We start from the raw sequence: 17,902 nt of genomic DNA, 5'->3' as shown, positions 1-17,902 counted from the left end.
GACACGACACCGCACAGCACGACACCGCACCGCGTGCCACGGCACCGGTGTGGACGCGGCACCGGACGAGGCCTCCGTGACGCGCGGAGTGCGCCGTGGGTCCCGCGGGCCTGAAGCGTGTCGACGGCGGACGCCGGCGGTGGGGGTCACGTCTCCTGGACGGTGGTCAGGTCGGCGAGGCCGGAGAACTTCAGGACGGGAGTGAGCAGCGGGGCGCTGATGAGCTCGATGCGGTCCGCGTGCGCGAACAGGACGCTCAGCCCCGCACTGTCGAGATATCCGATGCCCGTGAGATCGACGACGACGTGCCCCGGCAGGTCCTCCAGAGCGGCGGACAGCGCGGCGGTGTTGCTCATGTCGATCTCACCGGTGGCTTTGAGGAACGCGGTTCCGTCCGGCCGGTGCCCCGGGGTGAGGGTGAGCGGTGTGGTCATCAGGAGATCCTCGTGTGCATGTCGACGGTGGTGCCCACCGGTCCGGGGGTGATGGTGACCTGTTGCATCATCGCGCGCATCAGGGCCAGCCCACGGCCGCGATGCGCGTTGGCCTCGGGCCGCGGGGTCTTCCAGCGGCCGGTGTCGGCGACGGTCAGCCGGAGGTCGCCCACGAGGGCCTCGGCGCGCAGTCGCACGGTCTGGCCCGGGGCGTGACGGTGACCGTGCTCGATGGCGTTGGCACAGGCTTCCCCCACGGCGACCAGTACCCGCTGCGCGGTGTGCGGCGGAAGGTCGCACTTGGCCAGCCAGCCGCGCAAGGCCTGCCGCACCGGGGCGAGTTGCTCGGACTCGGCCGGGAACGTCAGCTCCAGGGGCGCGGGATGACGGTAGAGGAGGAGCGCCACGTCGTCGTCGTAGCCGTTCACCGGGGCGAGGCGCGTCATGACCTGGGTGGCGAGCTCGTCGACCGCGGTCTCGCGGCCGTCCTGGACGGCCTCTCCCGCCTGGTCGATGCCGGTGGTCAGCGGGCGTCGGCGGCGCTCGACCAGCCCGTCGGTGTACAGCAGCAGGGTGGCACGGGCGGGCACCGTGCACTCCGCCTGCGGGCGCCGGGCGCCTGGGCGTACGGCCAGCGGCGCGTACCGGCCGCCGTCGAGGAGCTGGGTGGTGCCGTCGGGATGGGCGAGGATGCCGGGCGGATGGCCGGCGCTGGAGTAGGTGAGATGACCGGTCTCGGGGTCGAGCACCCCACAGAAGACGGTGGTGCACACGGCACCCGGCACCCCGGCCGCGAAGTGGTCCAGGGCCATCAGCGTCCGGCCCGGGTCGGAGTCCTGGAGCAGCAGCGCCCGGCAGGCGCTGCGCAGTTGGCCCATCACGGTGGCGGCTTCCAGGCCGCGGCCCACGCAGTCGCCGACCACGATGCCGATCCGGCCGTCGCGCAGGGCGACGGTGTCGTACCAGTCGCCGCCGACCTCCAGCGGGCGGGCGGCGGGCTCGTAGCGGACGGCGAAGCCCTCGGGCAGCTCGGCCGGGCCGAGGATGGCCCGTTGCAAAGCCAGAGCGGTCTCCCGCTGCTGATCGATCTGATGTGCCCGGGCGAGACTCTGCGAGAGGTGGCCGCCGAGCAAGGCAAGCAGGAGCTGGTCCTGGTCCGTGAACGGCCGCCGCCGGTCCAGGTCGAGCCGGACGACCAGGGGGCCGTCGGGGTGTTCCAGGGTGATGCCGGCACCGGTGGCGTCGGCCAGCGGCGTCAGCGTGGGGCCGTCCCGCAGCGTGATGAGCGCCGCCCGTGTGGGCTCGTCCAGCGTGCCCCAGGCCGTCGACGTGGCCGGGCCGGTGAGCCGGGGTTCCTGGTGCGGGGGGAACACGGCGGCGACGACACGGTGGGCGTGCCACAGCGTCTGGAACTCCTCCAGTGCTCCCGCCAGGGTCTGGGGCAGACTGGTGGCCCGGGAGAGACGCATGCCGAGTGCGGCCAGAGCGGTCTCCCGCTGGATCGCGTAGTGCTCCGCGGTGACGTCCCTGAAGGTCCCCACGGTGACCGTGCGTCCGGTGTCCGGGTCCTGTGCCCGGTTGAAGGAGGCACTCGCCCACAGCCGGTGTCCGTCGCGGTGCGTGACGGGGACGACGCGGTTGCCCCGGTCCTCGGCCAGGAAACCCGCGAAGGCCTCCGCGACCTGCCGGTGCGCGTCGGCGTCCACCTCGGCGTCCGGCCACCAGGGGTGGACGGGCGCGTAGGGCAGCCCCTCGGGTCCGTAGCCGAGGATGTCGGTGAACGCGCTGTTGATCTCGATGACCGCGCCGTGCTCGTCGCAGACGAAGAACGCCTCCTGCAGGGAGTCGACGAGCGCGGTCCGCCAGCGGGCGTGGTGGTTGCGCAGCCGCGCAAGGTCCAGGTTGCCCCGTACACGGGCGAGCAGTTCGGCCGCGGCGAAGGGCTTGACGAGATAGTCGTCGGCGCCCGCCCGCAGTCCCTCGACGGACGCCTCCTCGCCCGCGCGGGCGGAGAGCAGCAGGACCGGGACGGCCGCGGTGCGCGCCTCGGCACGCACCGCCGCGACCAGGGCGAGTCCGTCCATCCGGGGCATCATCACATCGCTGACGACCAGGTCCGGCGGCCGGGCGCGTACGGACTCCAGTGCCGCCACGCCGTCGTCGACCGTGGCCACCTCGTATCCCGCTCCGGTCAGCAGCCGGGTGAGGTACTCCCGCATGTCGGCGTTGTCGTCGGCGACCAGGACTCTGGCGGCCGAGTCCGGTCCGGCCACGGACGCGCCGACGGACATCCCCTCGATCCCCTCGGCTCCGTCGGCTCCGTCGGGGACGGTGTCCGTCCGCTTTCCGGGCAGCCAGCGCAGGGCCTCGGCCACGAAGGGGGCCGCCGTGGCGGAGGCCGTCTCGCGTCGGGTGCCGGAGACCAGGCTGTCCGGCGGCAGGTGCGCCGTGCCGAAGGGCAGCCGGATGACGAAACGTGTGCCCTCGTCCACGGCGCTGGACGCGGTGATGGTGCCGCCGTGCAGGGTGACGAGTTCCTGTACGAGGGCGAGACCGATGCCGCTGCCCTCGTCGGAGCGGGAGCGGGCGTTCTCTATGCGGTGGAACCGCTCGAACAGGCGCGGCATCTCGTGGGCCGGGACACCGACTCCGGTGTCCGTGACGGTCACCACCGCCTCCCGGCCGTCGGCACGCAGGGAGACTCCGATGGAACCGTTGAAGGTGAACTTCAGCGCGTTGCTCAGGAGGTTGAGGACCACCTTCTCCCACAGCCCGCGGTCGACGTGCACCGGGTCGTCGAGCGTCGGGCAGTCGACCGTGAAGGTCAGCCCGGCCTTCTCGACCGCCGAGCGGAAGACGCTGGAGAGTTCGGCCGTGAGAGCGGCCAGGTCCACCGGCTCGTACCGGGCCTGCATCCGGCCCGCCTCGATACGGGAGAAGTCCAGCAGACTGTTGACCAGCTTGCCGAGCCGCAGCCCGTTGCGGTGGATGACCTCCAACTCCTCGCGGACCTGGGGGTCGGACGTGGCCAGCCTGCCGCGCAGTTCCTCCACCGGGCCCATGATCAGCGTGAGCGGGGTGCGGAACTCGTGGCTGATGTTGGAGAAGAACGCGGTCTTCGCCCGGTCCAGTTCGGCGAGCACCTCCGCACGCCGCTGCTGTGCCTGGAAACTGCGCGCACCCGCGATGCCCGCCGTGATGTGCCCCGCGGCGAGCTCGACGAAGCCCCGGTAGCCCTCGTCCAGCGGCCGGTAGCGGTTGAGGGCCGACACGAGGAACCCGTAGGGGGCGCTGCCCGGCTGCACCAGCGGTACGGCCAGGGCCTGTTTCGGGGGCTCCGGCCAGTTCCCGGTCGGCAGCCCGGACGACGGGACGCCGTCGAGGTCCGTCAACACCGTGTCGCCCCGCAGGAGTTCGGCGACGGGCCAGACCGCCCGGGGATCGTCCGCGGACAACGTCGGCGGAGCCACGGGATCTTCCGAGCCCACACCGGTCGAGGCCGCCAGCCGGGCGGAGCCGTCGTCCTCGAAGAGATAGGTCAGGGTGAAGGGAAGGTCCTGCGGGTTGTGCTCCAACTGCCGCCCGGCGAAAGCCAGCATCTCCCGCTCGGTCCGGACCGCGCTGGGATCGGAGCCCAGATCGCGCAGGGTGCTCATCCGGCGCTCGCCGATGACCCGCTCGGTGTCCTCGCTCACCACGCAGAGCATGCCGACCACCCGGCCGTCGTCGTCGTGCAAGGGGCTGTAGGAGAAGGTGTGGTACGACTCCTCGGGGAAACCGGAGCGCTCCACGAACAGCAGGAGCGCCTCGTCCCAGGTCGCCCGGCCCGTGGTCATCACCGTGTCGATCCGCGGCCCGATGTCCGGCCAGATCTCCGCCCACACCTCGCGCGCCGAACGCCCCAGGGCCCACGGGTACTTCCCGCCCAGGGTGTCGCTCCGGTAGGCGGCGTTGCAGAAGAACGTCAGTTCCGGACCCCACGCCATCCACATCGGGAAGCGTGAGGACAGGAGGATACTCACCGCGGTCTGCAGACTCTGCGGCCAGCCGGACGGTGAACCGAGCGGCGTCGCCTCCCAGTCCACCGAGGCGAGGTCACGTCCGACCTCGCGGTCGGCGGCGAAGACGTCGGCACCCGTGGCCGGTCGTGTTCCGCGCCCGAGATTCTCGGTGCCCACTCGGCATCCCTTCGTAGCTGTCTGCCGACACCGTCGAGCGCGTGCGCGTCCCGACGACCGGTACGACCCGTACGCACGACCGTCTCGCCCTCGAGGCGCCCAACCGCTCGGCGTCACCCGGGAGTCGCCGCCACGGCCGTGGCGGCGTGGCGCAATCCGTAGGATAGGACAGCCACTCTCACCACGGGCGTGGGGCGAAGGACAGGAGCCGACGGTGGCTGTGCGGGACGAGGCCCGTTCTCCTCACGCGACGACCTCTCTCCGCCGACGGCTGCCTCCAACAGGCCGGGCGGCCGCGTGCCGTCGGACCGGCACGCCGCGGCCGACGGCCCTTTCGACGCCTTCGACCACCGGTCGCCCGGTCCGCGGCGGACCGGCCGCGCAGACTTCCGCCGCGTCCCTCCGGGGCCGGCGTGGGACGGCCGGTCCGGTCGCCACCGTGGGGCGCCCGGCCTCCTCCCTTCGCGCACGCGCCGTCCAGCAGGCCTCCACCGGTGTCCGCGACGGCACCGCGTTCCCCCCGGACCTTCTCCGTCCCGCCTCCCCACGACGAACCGATGCCCAGGAGCTCCAGTGACCCAGCGCACCCTTGTCGCCGCCTCGACGGCTCATTCCTCCGGTGTCACCGTGCTCACGGCGACCGGTGAACTCGACTACCACACCGCGGGGGAGCTGCGCGCGGCGGTGGACGACGCCGCGTTCACGGCCGACGGCACGGTGCTCGACCTGAGCGGGCTCACCTACTGCGACTCCACCGGCCTGACCGTCCTCGTCACCGCGTACCAGCGGGCGGAGGCCGCCGGATCGCCCCTGGCCCTGGCCGGACTGAGCGCGGATCTCACCCATGTGTTCGAGATCGTCGGACTCGACCAGCTCTTCACCCTCTCCCCGACGGTCGAGGAGGCCATCGCGTCGCTGCGGCCCTGACACAGGGGCGCGGCGGCCTTGGCCGGACTCCGGCGTCCTGTGCCCGGGGCACGCTCAGCCGGCCAGGGCCTCTTCGATCGTGGGGTGGCAGGCGATGACCGAGTCGAGTCCGACGAGCTCGATGACGCGCAGGACGGGTCCCTGGGCTCCGGCGATGCGCAGCCAGCCGTGGGCGTCGTGGGCGGCCTGGTGGGCGGAGACGAGGACGTTGATCCCGCTGGAGTCCATGAAGGTCACGGCACTGAGGTCCAGCGCGGTACGGGGCGGGACCTGGCCGTCGGCCGGCAGTACGACGCCGCGGAGGGCGTCCGTGACATCGTGGTCGATCTCACCGCCCAGCGTGACGACACGGATTCCGTCCACCGTGTGCTCTTCGACGGACAGCCGGTCCGGCCTGTCCGTTCCCTGGGTGCTGGTCACTGTCTCCTCGTTCGCGCTCAAGGCCTGCCGGGTCCACCGCGTGGAGATTGTGCCCCAATGCCGTGCGCGGATGCAGCCGAACGGCTGTGTCGAAGAGCACGTTGTGATTACGTGATTGAGTGACGGGTACACGAGGGCTGTAACAGACGGGGAACGAGGGAGTCGGGATGGGAGCCCGGACCGGCGACGAGCACGGTGTGGGGCATGGCACCCCGATCCAGGCGAGTTACGCCCTGGGCGACGACGACGGCAGCATCGCGGACGCCCGCCATCTCGCAACGGCCTTCCTGGAACAGGCGCGTACCGCGCACGGCTTGGCCGTGTCCGCCCGGGTCATGGATCTGACGCAGCTGGTCGTGAGCGAGTTGGTCACCAACGCCCGCAAATACGCCCCGGGTCCGACGCTGATGCACCTCCGGATCGCCGACGGCATCGTGGACGTCGCCGTCTGGGACAGCGACCCCACCGTCCCGAACGCCCGGACCGCCGACCCCGGCAGGATCGGCCAGCACGGCCTGGAGATCGTCAAGGCCGTGGCCTGGCATCTCGATATCGCGCAGGAGTCGGTCGGCAAGCGCATCACCGCCCGGCTGCCGCTGGCCGACACACCCCGGACCGGGGCCACCGCGCTCCGTCTGCCGTGAGGATCCGTCAGGCGGGTTTCTGAGAAACCGGGTTCCCTGCCTCAGTCATCGGTGCGGTGCGGTGCGGTGCGGTGCGGTGTGGTGCGTGACGTGGCGTTCGGAGCGGCACGAGGAGCGAGGCGGGCCCCGTGCCGCGAGCCCCGCCCCCACAGGCAGGGAGCCCTCCCCCCCCCACGGAGAGAAGTTGCCTCGCGCACGCAGCGAGAAGCGGGGGCCGGCCGAAGGCAGTTCGGCCGGCCCCCGTCCATGGGGCGCTGCGGTGGGATCAGGCGCGGCGGTGCTGCTGGTAGTACGTGCCGACCTGCTCGTGATAACCGGCGTCGCCGATGTGCTTGTCCTTGTCGAACTCGGGGGAGTCCTTGATCTGGTCCTTGGTGAGAGCGACGTAGATCTTCTTCTCGGCCTGGTCGATCGTGGTCACGGTGCCGGCCGGCAGCAGGACGTGCTTGCCGAAGATCCACACACCGGTGTCGACCACGAGGTAGGAGGAGTGGACCTCGTCGGAGTGCTTGTCGACCTTGCCGATGCTGCCGTCGGTGGCCTCGACCTTGTAGCCGATCAGGTCGGTACCCGCGGCGTGGCCGGTGGTGGGCTGGTAGCCCCAGATGCTGTCGCTCATAAAACGGCTCCTTCTTCGATATTTTTCGCTTCCCCGCGGTCAGGAATTGCGAGGTCGTACAGGCGTCATCGAATTCGGTGACGTTTTCTCGGAACGGCGGGTGCCCGGTCCTCCGGGCGCTACACATCGAATGTTCAGGAGATTCTGGAGCGACGTGACCGATGTTTGCCCTGTGGAAACTTTCCTGGTTTGGGAGCCGTGAACCGGGTGAGACGGGGGGTGAAATCGTGTGCCGATGACGACAGGGAGTGAGTGACTGTGGCTGCGGACGAGAAGGCGCAGGCCAAGGGCGAGCAGGCCGAGGGCAAGGTCAAGAAGGTCGTCGGCGGTGCCGTGGGGAACGAGTCCCTGCGGGCCGAAGGACGTACCGAGGAGACCAAGGGTGAACTGCGGGAAGCCAAGGAGAAGGCGAAGGACGCCATCAAGCCCGAGTAGGAGCTGGTGCCACGGCGCAATCCGCGGCGCCGCCCTCCGTGCCGGGTCCCGGCAGCCCCCGTCTCCACCGGGCTGCCGGGATCACCGGCGTCCGGGCACGGGAAGGCGTCGGTCCCGGCCCCGGAAAGCTTCTGTCCGTCCCGCGAATGTTTGAGCGGCGCTGAGACGTGCACGCGTCTCGTATGACCCGTACGAAGCGAGACACAGAGAGAAAGTACGAGGCTCCCTCGGCCGATGACACCACATGGCTTCCCGATCTTGAGGTGGACGGCGTCGCGTCGGTCGTGGGAAATGACCTCGAGGAACGGGACGCGGTGTATTACGACACCGCCGATCTACGGCTGGCCGGGGCGTCGGCGACCCTTCGGCGACGGACCGGCGGCGGTGACGCGGGCTGGCACCTCGAACTGCCCCTGACCGGGGACAGCCGGGAGGAGGTGCGGGCGCCGCTCTCCGACACCGTCCCGGCCGCTCTGCGTGACCTGACCCTCTCCCGCAGCCGTGGGGAGCAACTGAGACCGGTCGTCCGTATCCGGTCCCGCCGCAACACGCGGCATCTCCTCGATCCCGAGGGCGCCGTCCTCGCGGAACTGAGATTCGACCGGGTGCGTGCCCAGTCGCTGTCCGCGGGAAGGACACGGGCCGCGCACACCTCATGGACCGAGCTGGACGTCGAGCTCGCCGAGGAGACGGATCCCGCCCTGCTCGACGCCGTGGACAGGACCCTGCGCGAGAGCGGCATCGGGCGTGCGGGAAGTCCGTCCACACTGGACCGGGCCCTGGCGGAGACCGGAGCGCGGGAGCCGCGGCCGCCGCGGGAGCGCGCCGAGAACGCCCAGAGCGCTGTCCCCGGCTCGGCCGCCGAAGAGGTCCTCCGTTACGTGGACGGCCAGGTGCGCGGGATGGTGGACCTCGATCCCGCGGTACGCCGCGGGCTGCCCGACGCGGTGCACCGCATGCGTGTCCACTGCCGTCGGCTGCGCAGCGTCCTGCGCACCTCTCGCGCCGTGCTTGCGCGCGGCGTGACCGATCCGATCCGCGACGAACTCAAGTGGCTGGGCAACGAGTTGGGTGCCGAACGCGATCAGGAGGTCCTGATGGAGCGGTTCGGCACGCGCATCGGGGACCTGCCGCGCGAGCTGGTCCTCGGGCCCGTGGACGCCCGGTTGCGGGTGTGGGACGTGTCGCGTTCCTCCGCGGCACGGCAGCGTACCCTCGACGCCCTGCGCTCCCCGCGGTACCTGACGCTGCTGGACTCCCTCACCGGACTCACGGAGCAGCCGCCGTTGGGTCGCAAGGCCGCGCACGAGCCCGGGAAGGTGCTGGGCAAGGCGGTCCTCAAGGAGTTCGGCCGGCTGGCCGGCCGGATGGAGCACGCGCTGGAGCCGGCTCCGGGGACGGACCCGGACATCGCCCTCCACCAGGCCCGGAAGGCGGCCAAGAAGACGCGGTACGCCACCGAGCCGGCGCGTGCCTCGCTCGGCGAACCCGCCAAGCGGCTCGGCAGGCGCGTCAAGGACGTGCAGAAGGTGCTCGGGGAGCACCAGGACAGTGTCGTCGCGCGCGCCACCCTGCGCGACCTGGCCCTGGCCGCGCACGCGGCGGGCGAGACCGGCTTCACCTGGGGCCTGCTGTACGGGCAGGAGAAGGCCGTGGCCGAACGGTGCGAACGGGAACTGCCGGCCGTGTGGGCCGCGGCGTCGAAGCCGGGACCGCGCGAGGCGCTCACCCGTTGAACGGTGGCCGCCCCTCTCCTGTCCGGCCGACGGTGCTGCGCCATGCTCGCGCGCCCCTCGGCGGACCCGTGGCGGACCGTGCTCCTTCGCGGCTGCCCCGCCGCCACCTCGTCATAGGGCACCTGCCGCAGCCCGCCCGGCGCCCGACGCGCGCACAGTCGTGCAACGTTCACCTAATTCTCGCGGTAACACCTTGTCCCACTCTTCGGTGATCGCATATATCTGAGCGTCCGTATGGCGATGAACACGGATGGTTCTGGAGAGATGCATATATGAACGGCACCGTCGACGGCTTCAGCTACGGACTCGTCACGCCCGTGGCCGCCTACGTCATGGCCTGCCTGGGGGCGGCGCTGGGGCTGCGCTGTGTGGCCCGAACCCTCCACTACGAGCAGGGGCGAAGGGCCGCCTGGCTGGCGCTGGGCGCCGCGTGCCTGGGCTGCGGCATCTGGACCATGCACTTCATCGGGATGATCGGCTTCCAGGTCGTGCAGACCTCCATCACCTACAACGTCCCGCTGACGGTGCTGAGTCTGGTGGTCGCGATCGTCGTGGTCAGCGTCGGTGTGTTCATCGTCGGCCACCGCGGCGCGACCCCGGTACCGCTGACCGCCGCCGGTGTGGTGACGGGCCTCGGAGTCGCGGCCATGCACTACCTGGGGATGGCCGCCATGCACCTCGACGGCGAACTGCACTACAGCGCGCCCGTGGTCGCGCTGTCCGTGCTGATCGCCGTCGCCGCGGCGACCGCCGCTCTGTGGGCCGCCGTCACGATCCGCGGCTTCCTGCCCTCCCTCGGCGCCAGCCTGGTCATGGGCATCGCCGTCTCCGGCATGCACTACACCGGTATGGCGGCCGTGAGCGTCCACCTCGACGCCACCGCCGGGCACACGTCGCAGGGACGCACCCCCACCTCGCTGCTGCTGCCGATGCTCATCGTCCCCGTGGTCTTCCTGCTCGTGGCGGCGGTCATCGTCATGTTCGACCCGGTACTCATCCTCGGCGACGGCGAGTGGAGCCGCGGCAGTCGCGCGGGCCGGCGGGAACAGCCCGCGCCCGTGGAGCCGAGCGCCTTCGAACCGCGCTCCGCGGCTCCGTCCCGGCCGCAGCCGCACCGGCGTTGACGGACCCGGGCACGTCCCGGTGACGGGGCGAAGTGCCGGGGAATCCGTCGTGAGCCCTCGAACCGCGCCCCGTTCGACGGGAGATGAAGGTGAACACGGGCTGGCCGGAACCGGAGCGAGACGCCCCTGATGGTCATCCGGCCCATCCGGGGGAGAAACCTGTGATCCGCCGCGACGGCGTTCGCCGGTGCCGCGACCGGTGCGGGAACGGCCTTCGGTTCCACCGACGCCGTGGCCCCGCACGGCCGACCGGCGGACCGGAACTGGCTCCCGGCCACACCGGAGAACTGGCCGCTGGTCGTCGACCATACCCGTACACCCGCCGAGACCGTCACCCGCGGTCCGCGGCACTACGGCGAGACCTACGACACCGTGGGCGGCCGCCGGCACATCCAGGTGCTCGAGGCGGATCTCTCCGACCCGAACCTGAGGGTCGGTGCGGTGGAAGCCGGTGACACCTTCACCGACCCGGAGGACGAGACCCCGTCCTCGACGGCCCGGCGCAGGCACGCGGTGGCCGGTGTGAACGGCGACTACTTCGAGATCCACGCGGGCGGACGCCCGCTCGGCGGTGTCGTCTCCGACGGCCGCCTGCTCAACAGCCCCAAGCCGGGTCTCGCCTCCCAGTTGGGCGTCAAGCCCGACGGCACCATGTGCGGGCCTGAGGTGATCCGAAGGCGGCGTCGGTGGATCCGTCCACCGGAGCCCTGACCGCCCACCGCCACGGCACGGTCACCGTCTCGGTGACCTCCGGCGGCGTCACGGGCAGCACCCAGGTCGTCGTCAAGTGACCTGATCCGTCACGGGAAGCCGGGCCCCGCCCGCGCGGCCCACGACACACGTGCGGGGAAGGAGACGACTCCTTCCCCGCACTGCTTTCCCAACGTCTTTTCCACGAAGGGTCGTTGACCACGCTGCGGCGCTGACGGCCGTCCGGTCGGGTGGCGTCCTCCTGCGTCACCGCCCACGACCGCCCGGATCCGGCGTCTCTCACGGACGGGTACAACCATCCGAACGCGTCGTGGGTCACACAGGGCAGGAGCAACCAACTCCAACGACAACAAGGGGGAAATATGCGATTCAACCGATCTGTCATGACCGGCGCCGTGTTGGCGGCGCTGTCGGTGGGTGCCGCGACCGCGATGACGGCACCCGCCTCCGCCGCGGCCAACACCACTCCGCAGAAGGTCTGTGGGAGCAGCTACCGGACCGTGAACTCCGCGCCCGTCGGGTCGCTGGGCACGGTCTACCTGACGTACAACGCCTCGAACGGCAGGAACTGCGTAGCGACCATCCGCAGCACCCCTGGCGCCCTGAAGGACATGTCGGCATGGATCTACGTGTCCGCCACCGACGAGGGAGCCCAGGACTACGGCCGGTACACGTCGTACGCCGGTCCGGCCTCCGTCTACGGCAAGGCCTACTGCGTCGACTGGGGCGGCAACATCGCCAACGTCTACGTGCAGGTCACCGGCTCCAACTGCAGCGCCCTCAAGGAGCACCGGGTCACCACGACCCGCTGACCCGCTCCCGTCCGGCCACCGGATCCGGTGCGCCGCCGTCACCGGGGGCCCGGCTCTCAGGACGTACGGGCTGACCCCCGTCCGGTGACGAGGTCCTCGCGGCGGGCCGCGCGGGAACCCGCACCATCCCACTCGCCCCGGCGGAACCTGCCCGGTTCCGCCGGGGCGAGGTCCGTCGTCCCCGGCCGCGGGACGGCGCGGCCGGGACCTGGCCGCCCGGTGACCCCGCCCCTCCGGTGTGCCGGCTGACCGGCACGGGTCCGTCCCGGTCAGCCGGCCGTCCCGGTCATTCGGCCGTACCGGTCAGTCGGGCATCGCGGTCATTCGACCGTGCCGGTGAGCGGACCGCCGGGGGCGAAGGCCAGCGCGGCAAAGCGTTCGCCCATGCGGCGGTGGGTCGCCGCGTCGGGGTGGAGCCCGTCGGGGAGCGGCAGTCCGGTGGCGTCCGCCTCGCCGTACAACTCACGGCCGTCGAGATGGTGCAGACGCGGGTCCTCCGCGGCCCGCTGCCGGACGATGCGGTCGAGTTCGGCCCTGATGATCCGCAGGGTGAGCTTTCCGGCGGCGGTTTCCGCCGGATCGCCGACGGCGCGGAAACGGAGTCGTCCGGTGCTCAGCGCGCTGAGGTCCGGGGCGCTCGGGCCCGGCGTGTCCTCGTGGAGCAGACACAGGATGGGGGAGACGACCAGCAGGGGAGTGTCGGGGTGGCCCTCACGGATGGTGTCGAGGAAGCCGTGGACGGCCGGAGCGAACGCGCGCAGCCGCATCAGGTCCGTGTTGACGAGGTTGATGCCGATCTTGACGCTGATCAGGTCCGCGGGGGTGTCGCGCAGCACGCGCGCGGTGAACGGGTCGAGCAGGGCGCTGCCGCCCAGCCCGAGGTTGATCAGTTCCACGCCACCGAGGGCCGCTGCCAGCGCCGGCCAGGTGGTGGTGGGGCTCGCCGCGTCGGAACCATGGCTGATCGAACTGCCGTGGTGCAGCCACACCGGGCGGCCCCGGTCGGGCACCGGCTCGACGGGCGCGTCGGACCGCAGGTCGGCCAGTTCCGTCGTCTCGTTGTGCGGCAGCCAGATCTCGACGTCCTTCGTGCCGGCCGGCAGACCGTCGAAACGGACGGTGCCGACCGGTCCGGGTGTGGCCGTCGTGGATCCGGTGGTCATGTCGACGGTGAGGACGTTGCCGCCCGTCACGCTCGCGCGGCCGGACAGCCGGCCGTCGACGAGCAGGTCGTACACGCCGTCCGGACGCGCGGGAGCACCCACGTAGGCGCGCTTGGTGGGCAGCGTGTCCAGTTCGACGACGGTGGCCCGGGTCCGCAGCGCCAGCCGTACGCCGGACGGCTGGGACTCCGCGAGGGCCAGCTGGCCGTCGTCGCACTGGGCGCGTGCGCGGGCGGGCAGCCGGTGCGGCAGCACACCGTGCTCGGTCCGCTCCAGTTCCAGGGCGCCCCGCAGGAGGTCCGCGGTGAGGGGCGTGGAGATCAGGGTGTCGTCGCTCATGGTCGGTGCCTGTGCCTGTTCGCGTCGGTGCGTGTGGTGTGTCCGGTCGTTCCGGTGCGGCCGGGTGCCGGTGCCGGTGCTGGATGTGTCGGTGCCGGATGTCGGGCGTGGGACGAGCGGCGCCGGAGGTTCCTGGCGGGTCGGACGGGTCGCGGGAAGGCGCTGCGCGGGTCCGTACGGCGGCAGCGGGAATGCCTACCGGCCCTGACGTCAGGCCGGTGGGTCCGGCGGGCCCTCCGCGGGTGCGGACCAGGTGCGGAGCAGGGCGTCGAGCGCGTCCACGACCCATGTCCAGGATTCCTGGGAGCCGGGGGCGCTGTGACTGAAGCCTCCGCTCATCTCCAGGGTGACGTAGCCGTGGAAGGTGCTGCCCAGCAGTCGGACCGCGTGCGTCTGGTCCGGTTCCGTCAGGTCGTAGCCGCGCAGGATCGCCCGCGTCATCTGCGCGTGCCTGACTCCGGCACTGGCCGCCGCGGTCTCCGGGTCGAGCCTCAGCTGCGCCGCGGCGTAGCGGCCGGGGTGCTCGCGCGCGTAGTCCCGGTAGGCGTTCGCGAAGGCCGCGAGGGCGTCCTTGCCGGCCCTCCCGGCCAGGGCGGCGGCGACCCGGTCGGCCAGTTCCGCCAGGGCCAGCAGGGCGATCCTGACCTTCAGGTCGTGCGAGTTCCTCAGGTGCGAGTAGAGGCTCGCGTCCTTGACGCCGAAGCGGCGGGCGAGCGCCGCGACGGTCACCTTGTCGAAGCCGACCTCGTCGGCCAGCTCCGCGCCCGCCAGCGTCAGACGTTCCGCGGACAGCCCGGCTCTTGCCATGGCCACTCACCCATCAGTCGGAGTCATTTAATGATTTGCCTAGGTCTCCTAGGCAATTTACCTTACTCCCATGGAACCGCTGACCGAGCAAGAGATCCGTACCGCGTTCGTGAACTGCAGCAAGGGCGAGGCCAAGCGCCTGTCCGTCCCGCGCGACCTGGCCGACCGTCCCTGGGACGACCTGGACTACCTCGGCTGGCGTGACCCCCAGGCGCCCGACCGTGCCTACCTCGTCAGTCCGTCCGACGGCGGGCTCCGGGCCCTCGCGATGCGCTGTCCGAGCCCCGGCGCCCAGCACATGCGCCGCAGCATGTGCTCGATGTGCCTGACCACGCACACCGGAGGCGTGTCCCTCATGGTCGCGCCGAAAGCGGGCAAGGCCGGGCAGCAGGGGAACTCGGTGGGTGCCTACATCTGCAGCGACCTGGCCTGCTCGCTGTACGTGCGCGGCAAGAAGGACGCGGGAGTCGGCGCCCGCCTCCAGGAGTCGCTCACCCTGGAGGAGAAGGTCCGGCGGACCGTGTCCCACCTCGCCGCGTTCATCGACAAGGTGACGGCGTGACCGCGGGGGGTGAGCCGTCTCCGGCGGGCGCCCCCGTCACCGACCTGCCGTGCGGGCGCGCCGTGACCTTCCGCGGGGCTGTGCCCGCGGCCCGCTGTTCACGTTCCGTTATGGGCGGACTCACCCGGAAGTCATTTCCCTTTTCCCTCTGATTTCCCTCTGACTCATGGCCGAATATCGGGATGGCTTCGGCATTTTTTTTCGCGCGGTACAGAGGGCAACCAATTATTTGTTCCGGGGGTCACACGAGTGTTCTCAAGAACTCACTTCCGCTCTCGGAGGCCATGCAATGCCCTCTTACCTCATGAACCGCCGGACTTTACGGGCCGCGGCGCAGACGCTGGTCGTCGGTGCGGGGCTGACCGGTCCGCTCGCCCTGGCCACCGCGGCCGGAGCAGCGGTGCCGTCGGTCATGGCCACGGCCGCCGTCAACGACTTCGACTGGCAACTCACGTACACGGCCGCGGCCCATCAGACCAACAAGGTGACCATCGCCGAGTCGTACACCGGCGGGTACGAGGCCATCACCTACGTGATCGACGACGACGTCCCGATCCGGGCCGGCCACGGCTGCTCCCACCCGGTCGGCACGGACCGCACCAAGGTCTCCTGCACGGTCACCACGCTGGAGAGCCAAGACCCGTACGCCGCCCTGGAGATGAGCCTCGGCGACGGCCGTGACACCGTCACCTCCGACAACACCACAGGTCAGATCTACTACTTCAACAGGATCGACCTCGGCTCCGGCGACGACAGACTGACCGACAACACCGGAGTCGACGGCAACGAGGTCGTCGGGGGGACCGGTGACGACACCCTCAGGGTCGGCAGGCTGGCGACGGTCGCCGCGGGGGACGGCAACGACACGGTCGACGCGGCCGGCGGGTACAACATCGTGAACGGCGGCAAGGGCGACGACCTGCTCCGTGGCGGCGCGGCCGACCAGATCCTCAACGGGGACGACGGCAACGACACGCTCTACGGCGGGACCGGCGCCGACCTGCTGTACGGCGGAAAGGGCAATGACGTCCTGTACGGCAACAGCGGAGACGACAAACTGTACGGGAACAGCGGCGACGACAAACTGTACGGCGGTCCCGGCCGCGACACGCTTTCCGGTGGTCCGGGCCGGAATGTCGTCCGTCAGGACTGACGGTTTCCGTCGCGCGGGGAATTGCGCGGTGTCCGCGCAATTCCCCGGACGCGCGCCGCGGTCACGCGGTCGGCTCCCGTCGAGCTCCGCCTCCGGGAGCGAGCGGTCAGTCGGAGACGGACTCGGACACCTCGCGCCACTTCTCGTCGGACTCGGCGATCGCCCGGGCGGCGGCCTGGGCGATCCCGTAGGCCTGGGCGCCGAGCACGATCCGGACCGGGGCGTCCTGCCGTCCGGCCAGATCGCGCACCACCCGGGCGACCTTGACGGGGTCGGACTCCGCGGAGCCGGACGCCGCACTGCTCCTGATCATGTCGGCGAAGCCGCCCACCGTCCGCCGGTAGGGCTCGCTGACCGGCGGGATCGTCATCGACGATCCGGCCCAGTCGGTGCGCATCCCGCCCGGCTCCAGCACGGTGACCTGGATGCCGAGCGGGGCCACCTCCTGGGCGAGGACGGTGGAGAATCCGCCGACCGCCCACTTCGCGCTCTGATAGGCGCTCAGGCCCGCCGAACCGACCCTGCCGCCGACCGACGAGACCTGGAAGATGTGTCCGGCCCCCTGCTCGCGGAGGACGGGCAGCACGGCCTTGGTGACCTGCACGACGCCGTAGAAGTTGGTGTCGATCTGGGCACGGAAGGCTTCCGGTGTGACGTCCTCGACGGAGGCGATGTCGCCGTAACCGGCGTTGTTGACGACGACGTCGTAGCGGCCGAAGGCGTCGAGGCCCTCCCGGACGGCCCGGCGGACGTCGTCGTCGCGGGCGACGTCGAGGGCCAGGGGGAGGATCCGGTCGCCGTGGCGGACCACGAGGTCGTCGAGCTGGGCGGGCTTGCGGGCGGTGGCCACCACCCGGTCGCCGGCCTCCAGTGCCGCCTCGACGATGGCGCGGCCCAGGCCGCGGGAGCTTCCGGTGACGAACCAGACCTTGGACATGGACGTTCTCTTCTCTTCCAGGAGGTGGGGTGCGGGGATGTTCCGCCCCGGCCGGAGCGGAGCCGGTGGCTCCGTCGGCTTTCCAGGGGGCGGCGGGGCCCGCGGGGTCTGCGGAGACGGCGAGGGGGCATATTGCAGACCGCCGGTCTCTTCCGTGGATACCGTAAGGGACCGCCGGTCTGATGTCAAAAGACCGACAGTCTGTAATATGGCGGCATGACGACCTTCCAGCGTGCGCGCAGCGAGGAGCAGCGCGAGATCCGTCGACAGGCGATCCTCGACACCGCCGCCGCGATGCTCGACGAGATGTCGGTCGGCGAGGTCAGCCTCAACGAGCTGAGCCGTCGTGTCGGGCTGGCCAAGTCGAACGTCCTGCGGTACTTCGAGTCCCGCGAGGCGATCCTGCTGGAACTGCTGGACAGCGGCTGGAAGCGGCTGATGGGCGACCTGCCCGGTCTGCTCGCGGCCGGCGTCCGTCCGGAACACGGTGTACGGCAGCGGGGGGACGCGTTCGCCGCGGTGTTCACCCGCTCGCTCGCGGAGCGCCGCGTGCTGTGCGACCTGCTCAGCGCACAGGCCGGGGTCCTGGAGCACAACGTGTCCGCGGTGGTCGCCGCCCGGTACAAGCGTGCGGCCATCGGCAACGTCGACGCACTCGCCGCTCTCGCGCGTCAGTACCTGCCCGAACTGGGCCAAGGCGCAAGGTTGTTCAGCGCCCAGGCCTTCATGATGGCCGGTGCCGTCTGGACCCACGCCCGGCCGTCGCCCGGCATGCTCGCCGCCTATGACGCGGACCCGTCGCTCGCGGCCCTGCGGATGGACTTCGCCGCCACCCTGCAGGAGATGGTGGCCACTCTCCTCGCCGGCATCCTCACCCGTACGGCGAACTGACCGCCGTCCC

The 17,902-nt window shown here is 71.1% G+C and carries 18 protein-coding genes; 11 read left to right on the top strand and 7 right to left on the bottom strand.

The features are described 5' to 3' along the window. Positions 1 to 146 precede the first annotated feature (146 nt). Entirely contained in the window at positions 147 to 434 is a 288-nt protein-coding gene (locus tag OG776_RS03605) for an STAS domain-containing protein (protein ID WP_148011443.1), read from the bottom strand. Next, on the bottom strand, positions 434 to 4,612 hold the full coding sequence (locus OG776_RS03600) for a SpoIIE family protein phosphatase (protein WP_443077187.1): 4,179 nt from the start codon (positions 4,610 to 4,612) through the stop codon (positions 434 to 436). The genes OG776_RS03605 and OG776_RS03600 overlap by 1 nt, the downstream gene beginning before the upstream one ends. A 573-nt stretch (positions 4,613 to 5,185) precedes the next feature. On the opposite strand from OG776_RS03600, the gene OG776_RS03595 reads away from it, so the two are divergent. Continuing rightward, entirely contained in the window at positions 5,186 to 5,539 is a 354-nt protein-coding gene (locus tag OG776_RS03595) for an STAS domain-containing protein (RefSeq protein ID WP_148011444.1), read from the top strand. 54 nt (positions 5,540 to 5,593) lie between these two features. Here the strand turns inward: OG776_RS03595 and OG776_RS03590 are convergent, their stop codons facing one another. Then, positions 5,594 to 5,959: an STAS domain-containing protein gene (locus OG776_RS03590; protein WP_329318824.1), complete on the bottom strand. Its 366-nt coding sequence runs from the start codon at positions 5,957 to 5,959 to the stop codon at positions 5,594 to 5,596. 167 nt (positions 5,960 to 6,126) lie between these two features. Here OG776_RS03590 and OG776_RS03585 point away from each other — a divergent pair, with 167 nt between their 5' ends. After that, positions 6,127 to 6,603, top strand: a complete 477-nt coding sequence (locus OG776_RS03585) for an ATP-binding protein (protein ID WP_148011446.1) — start codon at positions 6,127 to 6,129, stop codon at positions 6,601 to 6,603. A gap of 265 nt (positions 6,604 to 6,868) precedes the next feature. Here OG776_RS03585 and OG776_RS03580 read toward each other — a convergent pair whose 3' ends face one another. Continuing rightward, entirely contained in the window at positions 6,869 to 7,222 is a 354-nt protein-coding gene (locus OG776_RS03580) for a PRC-barrel domain-containing protein (protein WP_148014452.1), read from the bottom strand. 258 nt (positions 7,223 to 7,480) lie between these two features. Between OG776_RS03580 and OG776_RS03575 the strand changes: the two genes are divergently transcribed. From OG776_RS03575 to OG776_RS03550, 6 genes are all read left to right on the top strand, one after another. Continuing rightward, the gene (locus OG776_RS03575; RefSeq protein WP_329318821.1) at positions 7,481 to 7,657 is read left to right on the top strand and encodes a CsbD family protein; all 177 of its coding nucleotides are present in this window, start codon (positions 7,481 to 7,483) and stop codon (positions 7,655 to 7,657) included. A 182-nt stretch (positions 7,658 to 7,839) separates the two neighbouring features. Then, positions 7,840 to 9,393: a CYTH and CHAD domain-containing protein gene (locus tag OG776_RS03570; protein ID WP_329318819.1), complete on the top strand. Its 1,554-nt coding sequence runs from the start codon at positions 7,840 to 7,842 to the stop codon at positions 9,391 to 9,393. Between the two features lie 272 nt (positions 9,394 to 9,665). Then, positions 9,666 to 10,517, top strand: a complete 852-nt coding sequence (locus OG776_RS03565; protein ID WP_148014449.1) for an MHYT domain-containing protein — start codon at positions 9,666 to 9,668, stop codon at positions 10,515 to 10,517. Positions 10,518 to 10,748: 231 nt separating this feature from the next. Then, positions 10,749 to 11,228 carry a phosphodiester glycosidase family protein gene (locus OG776_RS03560; RefSeq protein WP_148014448.1) on the top strand — a complete coding sequence of 160 codons (480 nt, stop codon included), beginning with the start codon at positions 10,749 to 10,751 and terminating at the stop codon, positions 11,226 to 11,228. Further along, positions 11,204 to 11,308: a hypothetical protein gene (locus OG776_RS03555; RefSeq protein ID WP_148014447.1), complete on the top strand. Its 105-nt coding sequence runs from the start codon at positions 11,204 to 11,206 to the stop codon at positions 11,306 to 11,308. Before OG776_RS03560 ends, OG776_RS03555 begins: the two co-directional genes overlap by 25 nt. Positions 11,309 to 11,590: 282 nt before the next feature. Continuing rightward, entirely contained in the window at positions 11,591 to 12,040 is a 450-nt protein-coding gene (locus tag OG776_RS03550) for a spore-associated protein (RefSeq protein WP_148014446.1), read from the top strand. A gap of 320 nt (positions 12,041 to 12,360) precedes the next feature. Here the strand turns inward: OG776_RS03550 and OG776_RS03545 are convergent, their stop codons facing one another. Next, positions 12,361 to 13,542: a GDSL-type esterase/lipase family protein gene (locus OG776_RS03545; protein WP_329318815.1), complete on the bottom strand. Its 1,182-nt coding sequence runs from the start codon at positions 13,540 to 13,542 to the stop codon at positions 12,361 to 12,363. Positions 13,543 to 13,752: 210 nt separating this feature from the next. After that, a complete protein-coding gene (locus tag OG776_RS03540) occupies positions 13,753 to 14,349 on the bottom strand; it encodes a TetR/AcrR family transcriptional regulator (protein ID WP_148014444.1) in 597 nt (198 codons plus the stop codon). Between the two features lie 70 nt (positions 14,350 to 14,419). Here OG776_RS03540 and OG776_RS03535 point away from each other — a divergent pair, with 70 nt between their 5' ends. Together OG776_RS03535 and OG776_RS03530 are read left to right on the top strand one after the other, a co-directional pair. After that, positions 14,420 to 14,911 carry an FBP domain-containing protein gene (locus OG776_RS03535; RefSeq protein ID WP_148014443.1) on the top strand — a complete coding sequence of 164 codons (492 nt, stop codon included), beginning with the start codon at positions 14,420 to 14,422 and terminating at the stop codon, positions 14,909 to 14,911. A gap of 289 nt (positions 14,912 to 15,200) precedes the next feature. Beyond that, positions 15,201 to 16,064 (top strand): calcium-binding protein, encoded by an 864-nt coding sequence (locus OG776_RS03530; protein WP_329318810.1) that lies wholly within the window; start codon positions 15,201 to 15,203, stop codon positions 16,062 to 16,064. A gap of 106 nt (positions 16,065 to 16,170) precedes the next feature. Here the strand turns inward: OG776_RS03530 and OG776_RS03525 are convergent, their stop codons facing one another. Beyond that, on the bottom strand, positions 16,171 to 17,001 hold the full coding sequence (locus tag OG776_RS03525) for an SDR family NAD(P)-dependent oxidoreductase (protein WP_148014441.1): 831 nt from the start codon (positions 16,999 to 17,001) through the stop codon (positions 16,171 to 16,173). A gap of 216 nt (positions 17,002 to 17,217) precedes the next feature. On the opposite strand from OG776_RS03525, the gene OG776_RS03520 reads away from it, so the two are divergent. After that, the gene (locus OG776_RS03520) at positions 17,218 to 17,892 is read left to right on the top strand and encodes a TetR/AcrR family transcriptional regulator (RefSeq protein WP_329318807.1); all 675 of its coding nucleotides are present in this window, start codon (positions 17,218 to 17,220) and stop codon (positions 17,890 to 17,892) included. Positions 17,893 to 17,902: the final 10 nt, after the last annotated feature.

Origin of the sequence: Streptomyces sp. NBC_01689 (assembly GCF_036250675.1) — a bacterium.
Classification (GTDB): Bacteria; Actinomycetota; Actinomycetes; order Streptomycetales; family Streptomycetaceae; genus Streptomyces.
The sequence above is the reverse complement of the archived record's forward strand: the minus strand, read 5'-3'. Positions and strand labels throughout refer to the sequence as shown.

Bases quoted from the DNA above. Each gene is read 5' to 3' on its own strand.
- OG776_RS03605 (WP_148011443.1), bottom strand. From the start codon at position 434: ATGACCACACCGCTCACCCTCACCCCGGGGCACCGGCCGGACGGAACC.
- OG776_RS03585 (WP_148011446.1), top strand. From the start codon at position 6,127: ATGGGAGCCCGGACCGGCGACGAGCACGGTGTGGGGCATGGCACCCCG.
- OG776_RS03580 (WP_148014452.1), bottom strand. From the start codon at position 7,222: ATGAGCGACAGCATCTGGGGCTACCAGCCCACCACCGGCCACGCCGCG.
- OG776_RS03570 (WP_329318819.1), top strand. From the start codon at position 7,840: ATGACCCGTACGAAGCGAGACACAGAGAGAAAGTACGAGGCTCCCTCG.
- OG776_RS03565 (WP_148014449.1), top strand. From the start codon at position 9,666: ATGAACGGCACCGTCGACGGCTTCAGCTACGGACTCGTCACGCCCGTG.
- OG776_RS03550 (WP_148014446.1), top strand. From the start codon at position 11,591: ATGCGATTCAACCGATCTGTCATGACCGGCGCCGTGTTGGCGGCGCTG.
- OG776_RS03545 (WP_329318815.1), bottom strand. From the start codon at position 13,542: ATGAGCGACGACACCCTGATCTCCACGCCCCTCACCGCGGACCTCCTG.
- OG776_RS03540 (WP_148014444.1), bottom strand. From the start codon at position 14,349: ATGGCAAGAGCCGGGCTGTCCGCGGAACGTCTGACGCTGGCGGGCGCG.
- OG776_RS03535 (WP_148014443.1), top strand. From the start codon at position 14,420: ATGGAACCGCTGACCGAGCAAGAGATCCGTACCGCGTTCGTGAACTGC.
- OG776_RS03530 (WP_329318810.1), top strand. From the start codon at position 15,201: ATGCCCTCTTACCTCATGAACCGCCGGACTTTACGGGCCGCGGCGCAG.
- OG776_RS03525 (WP_148014441.1), bottom strand. From the start codon at position 17,001: ATGTCCAAGGTCTGGTTCGTCACCGGAAGCTCCCGCGGCCTGGGCCGC.
- OG776_RS03520 (WP_329318807.1), top strand. From the start codon at position 17,218: ATGACGACCTTCCAGCGTGCGCGCAGCGAGGAGCAGCGCGAGATCCGT.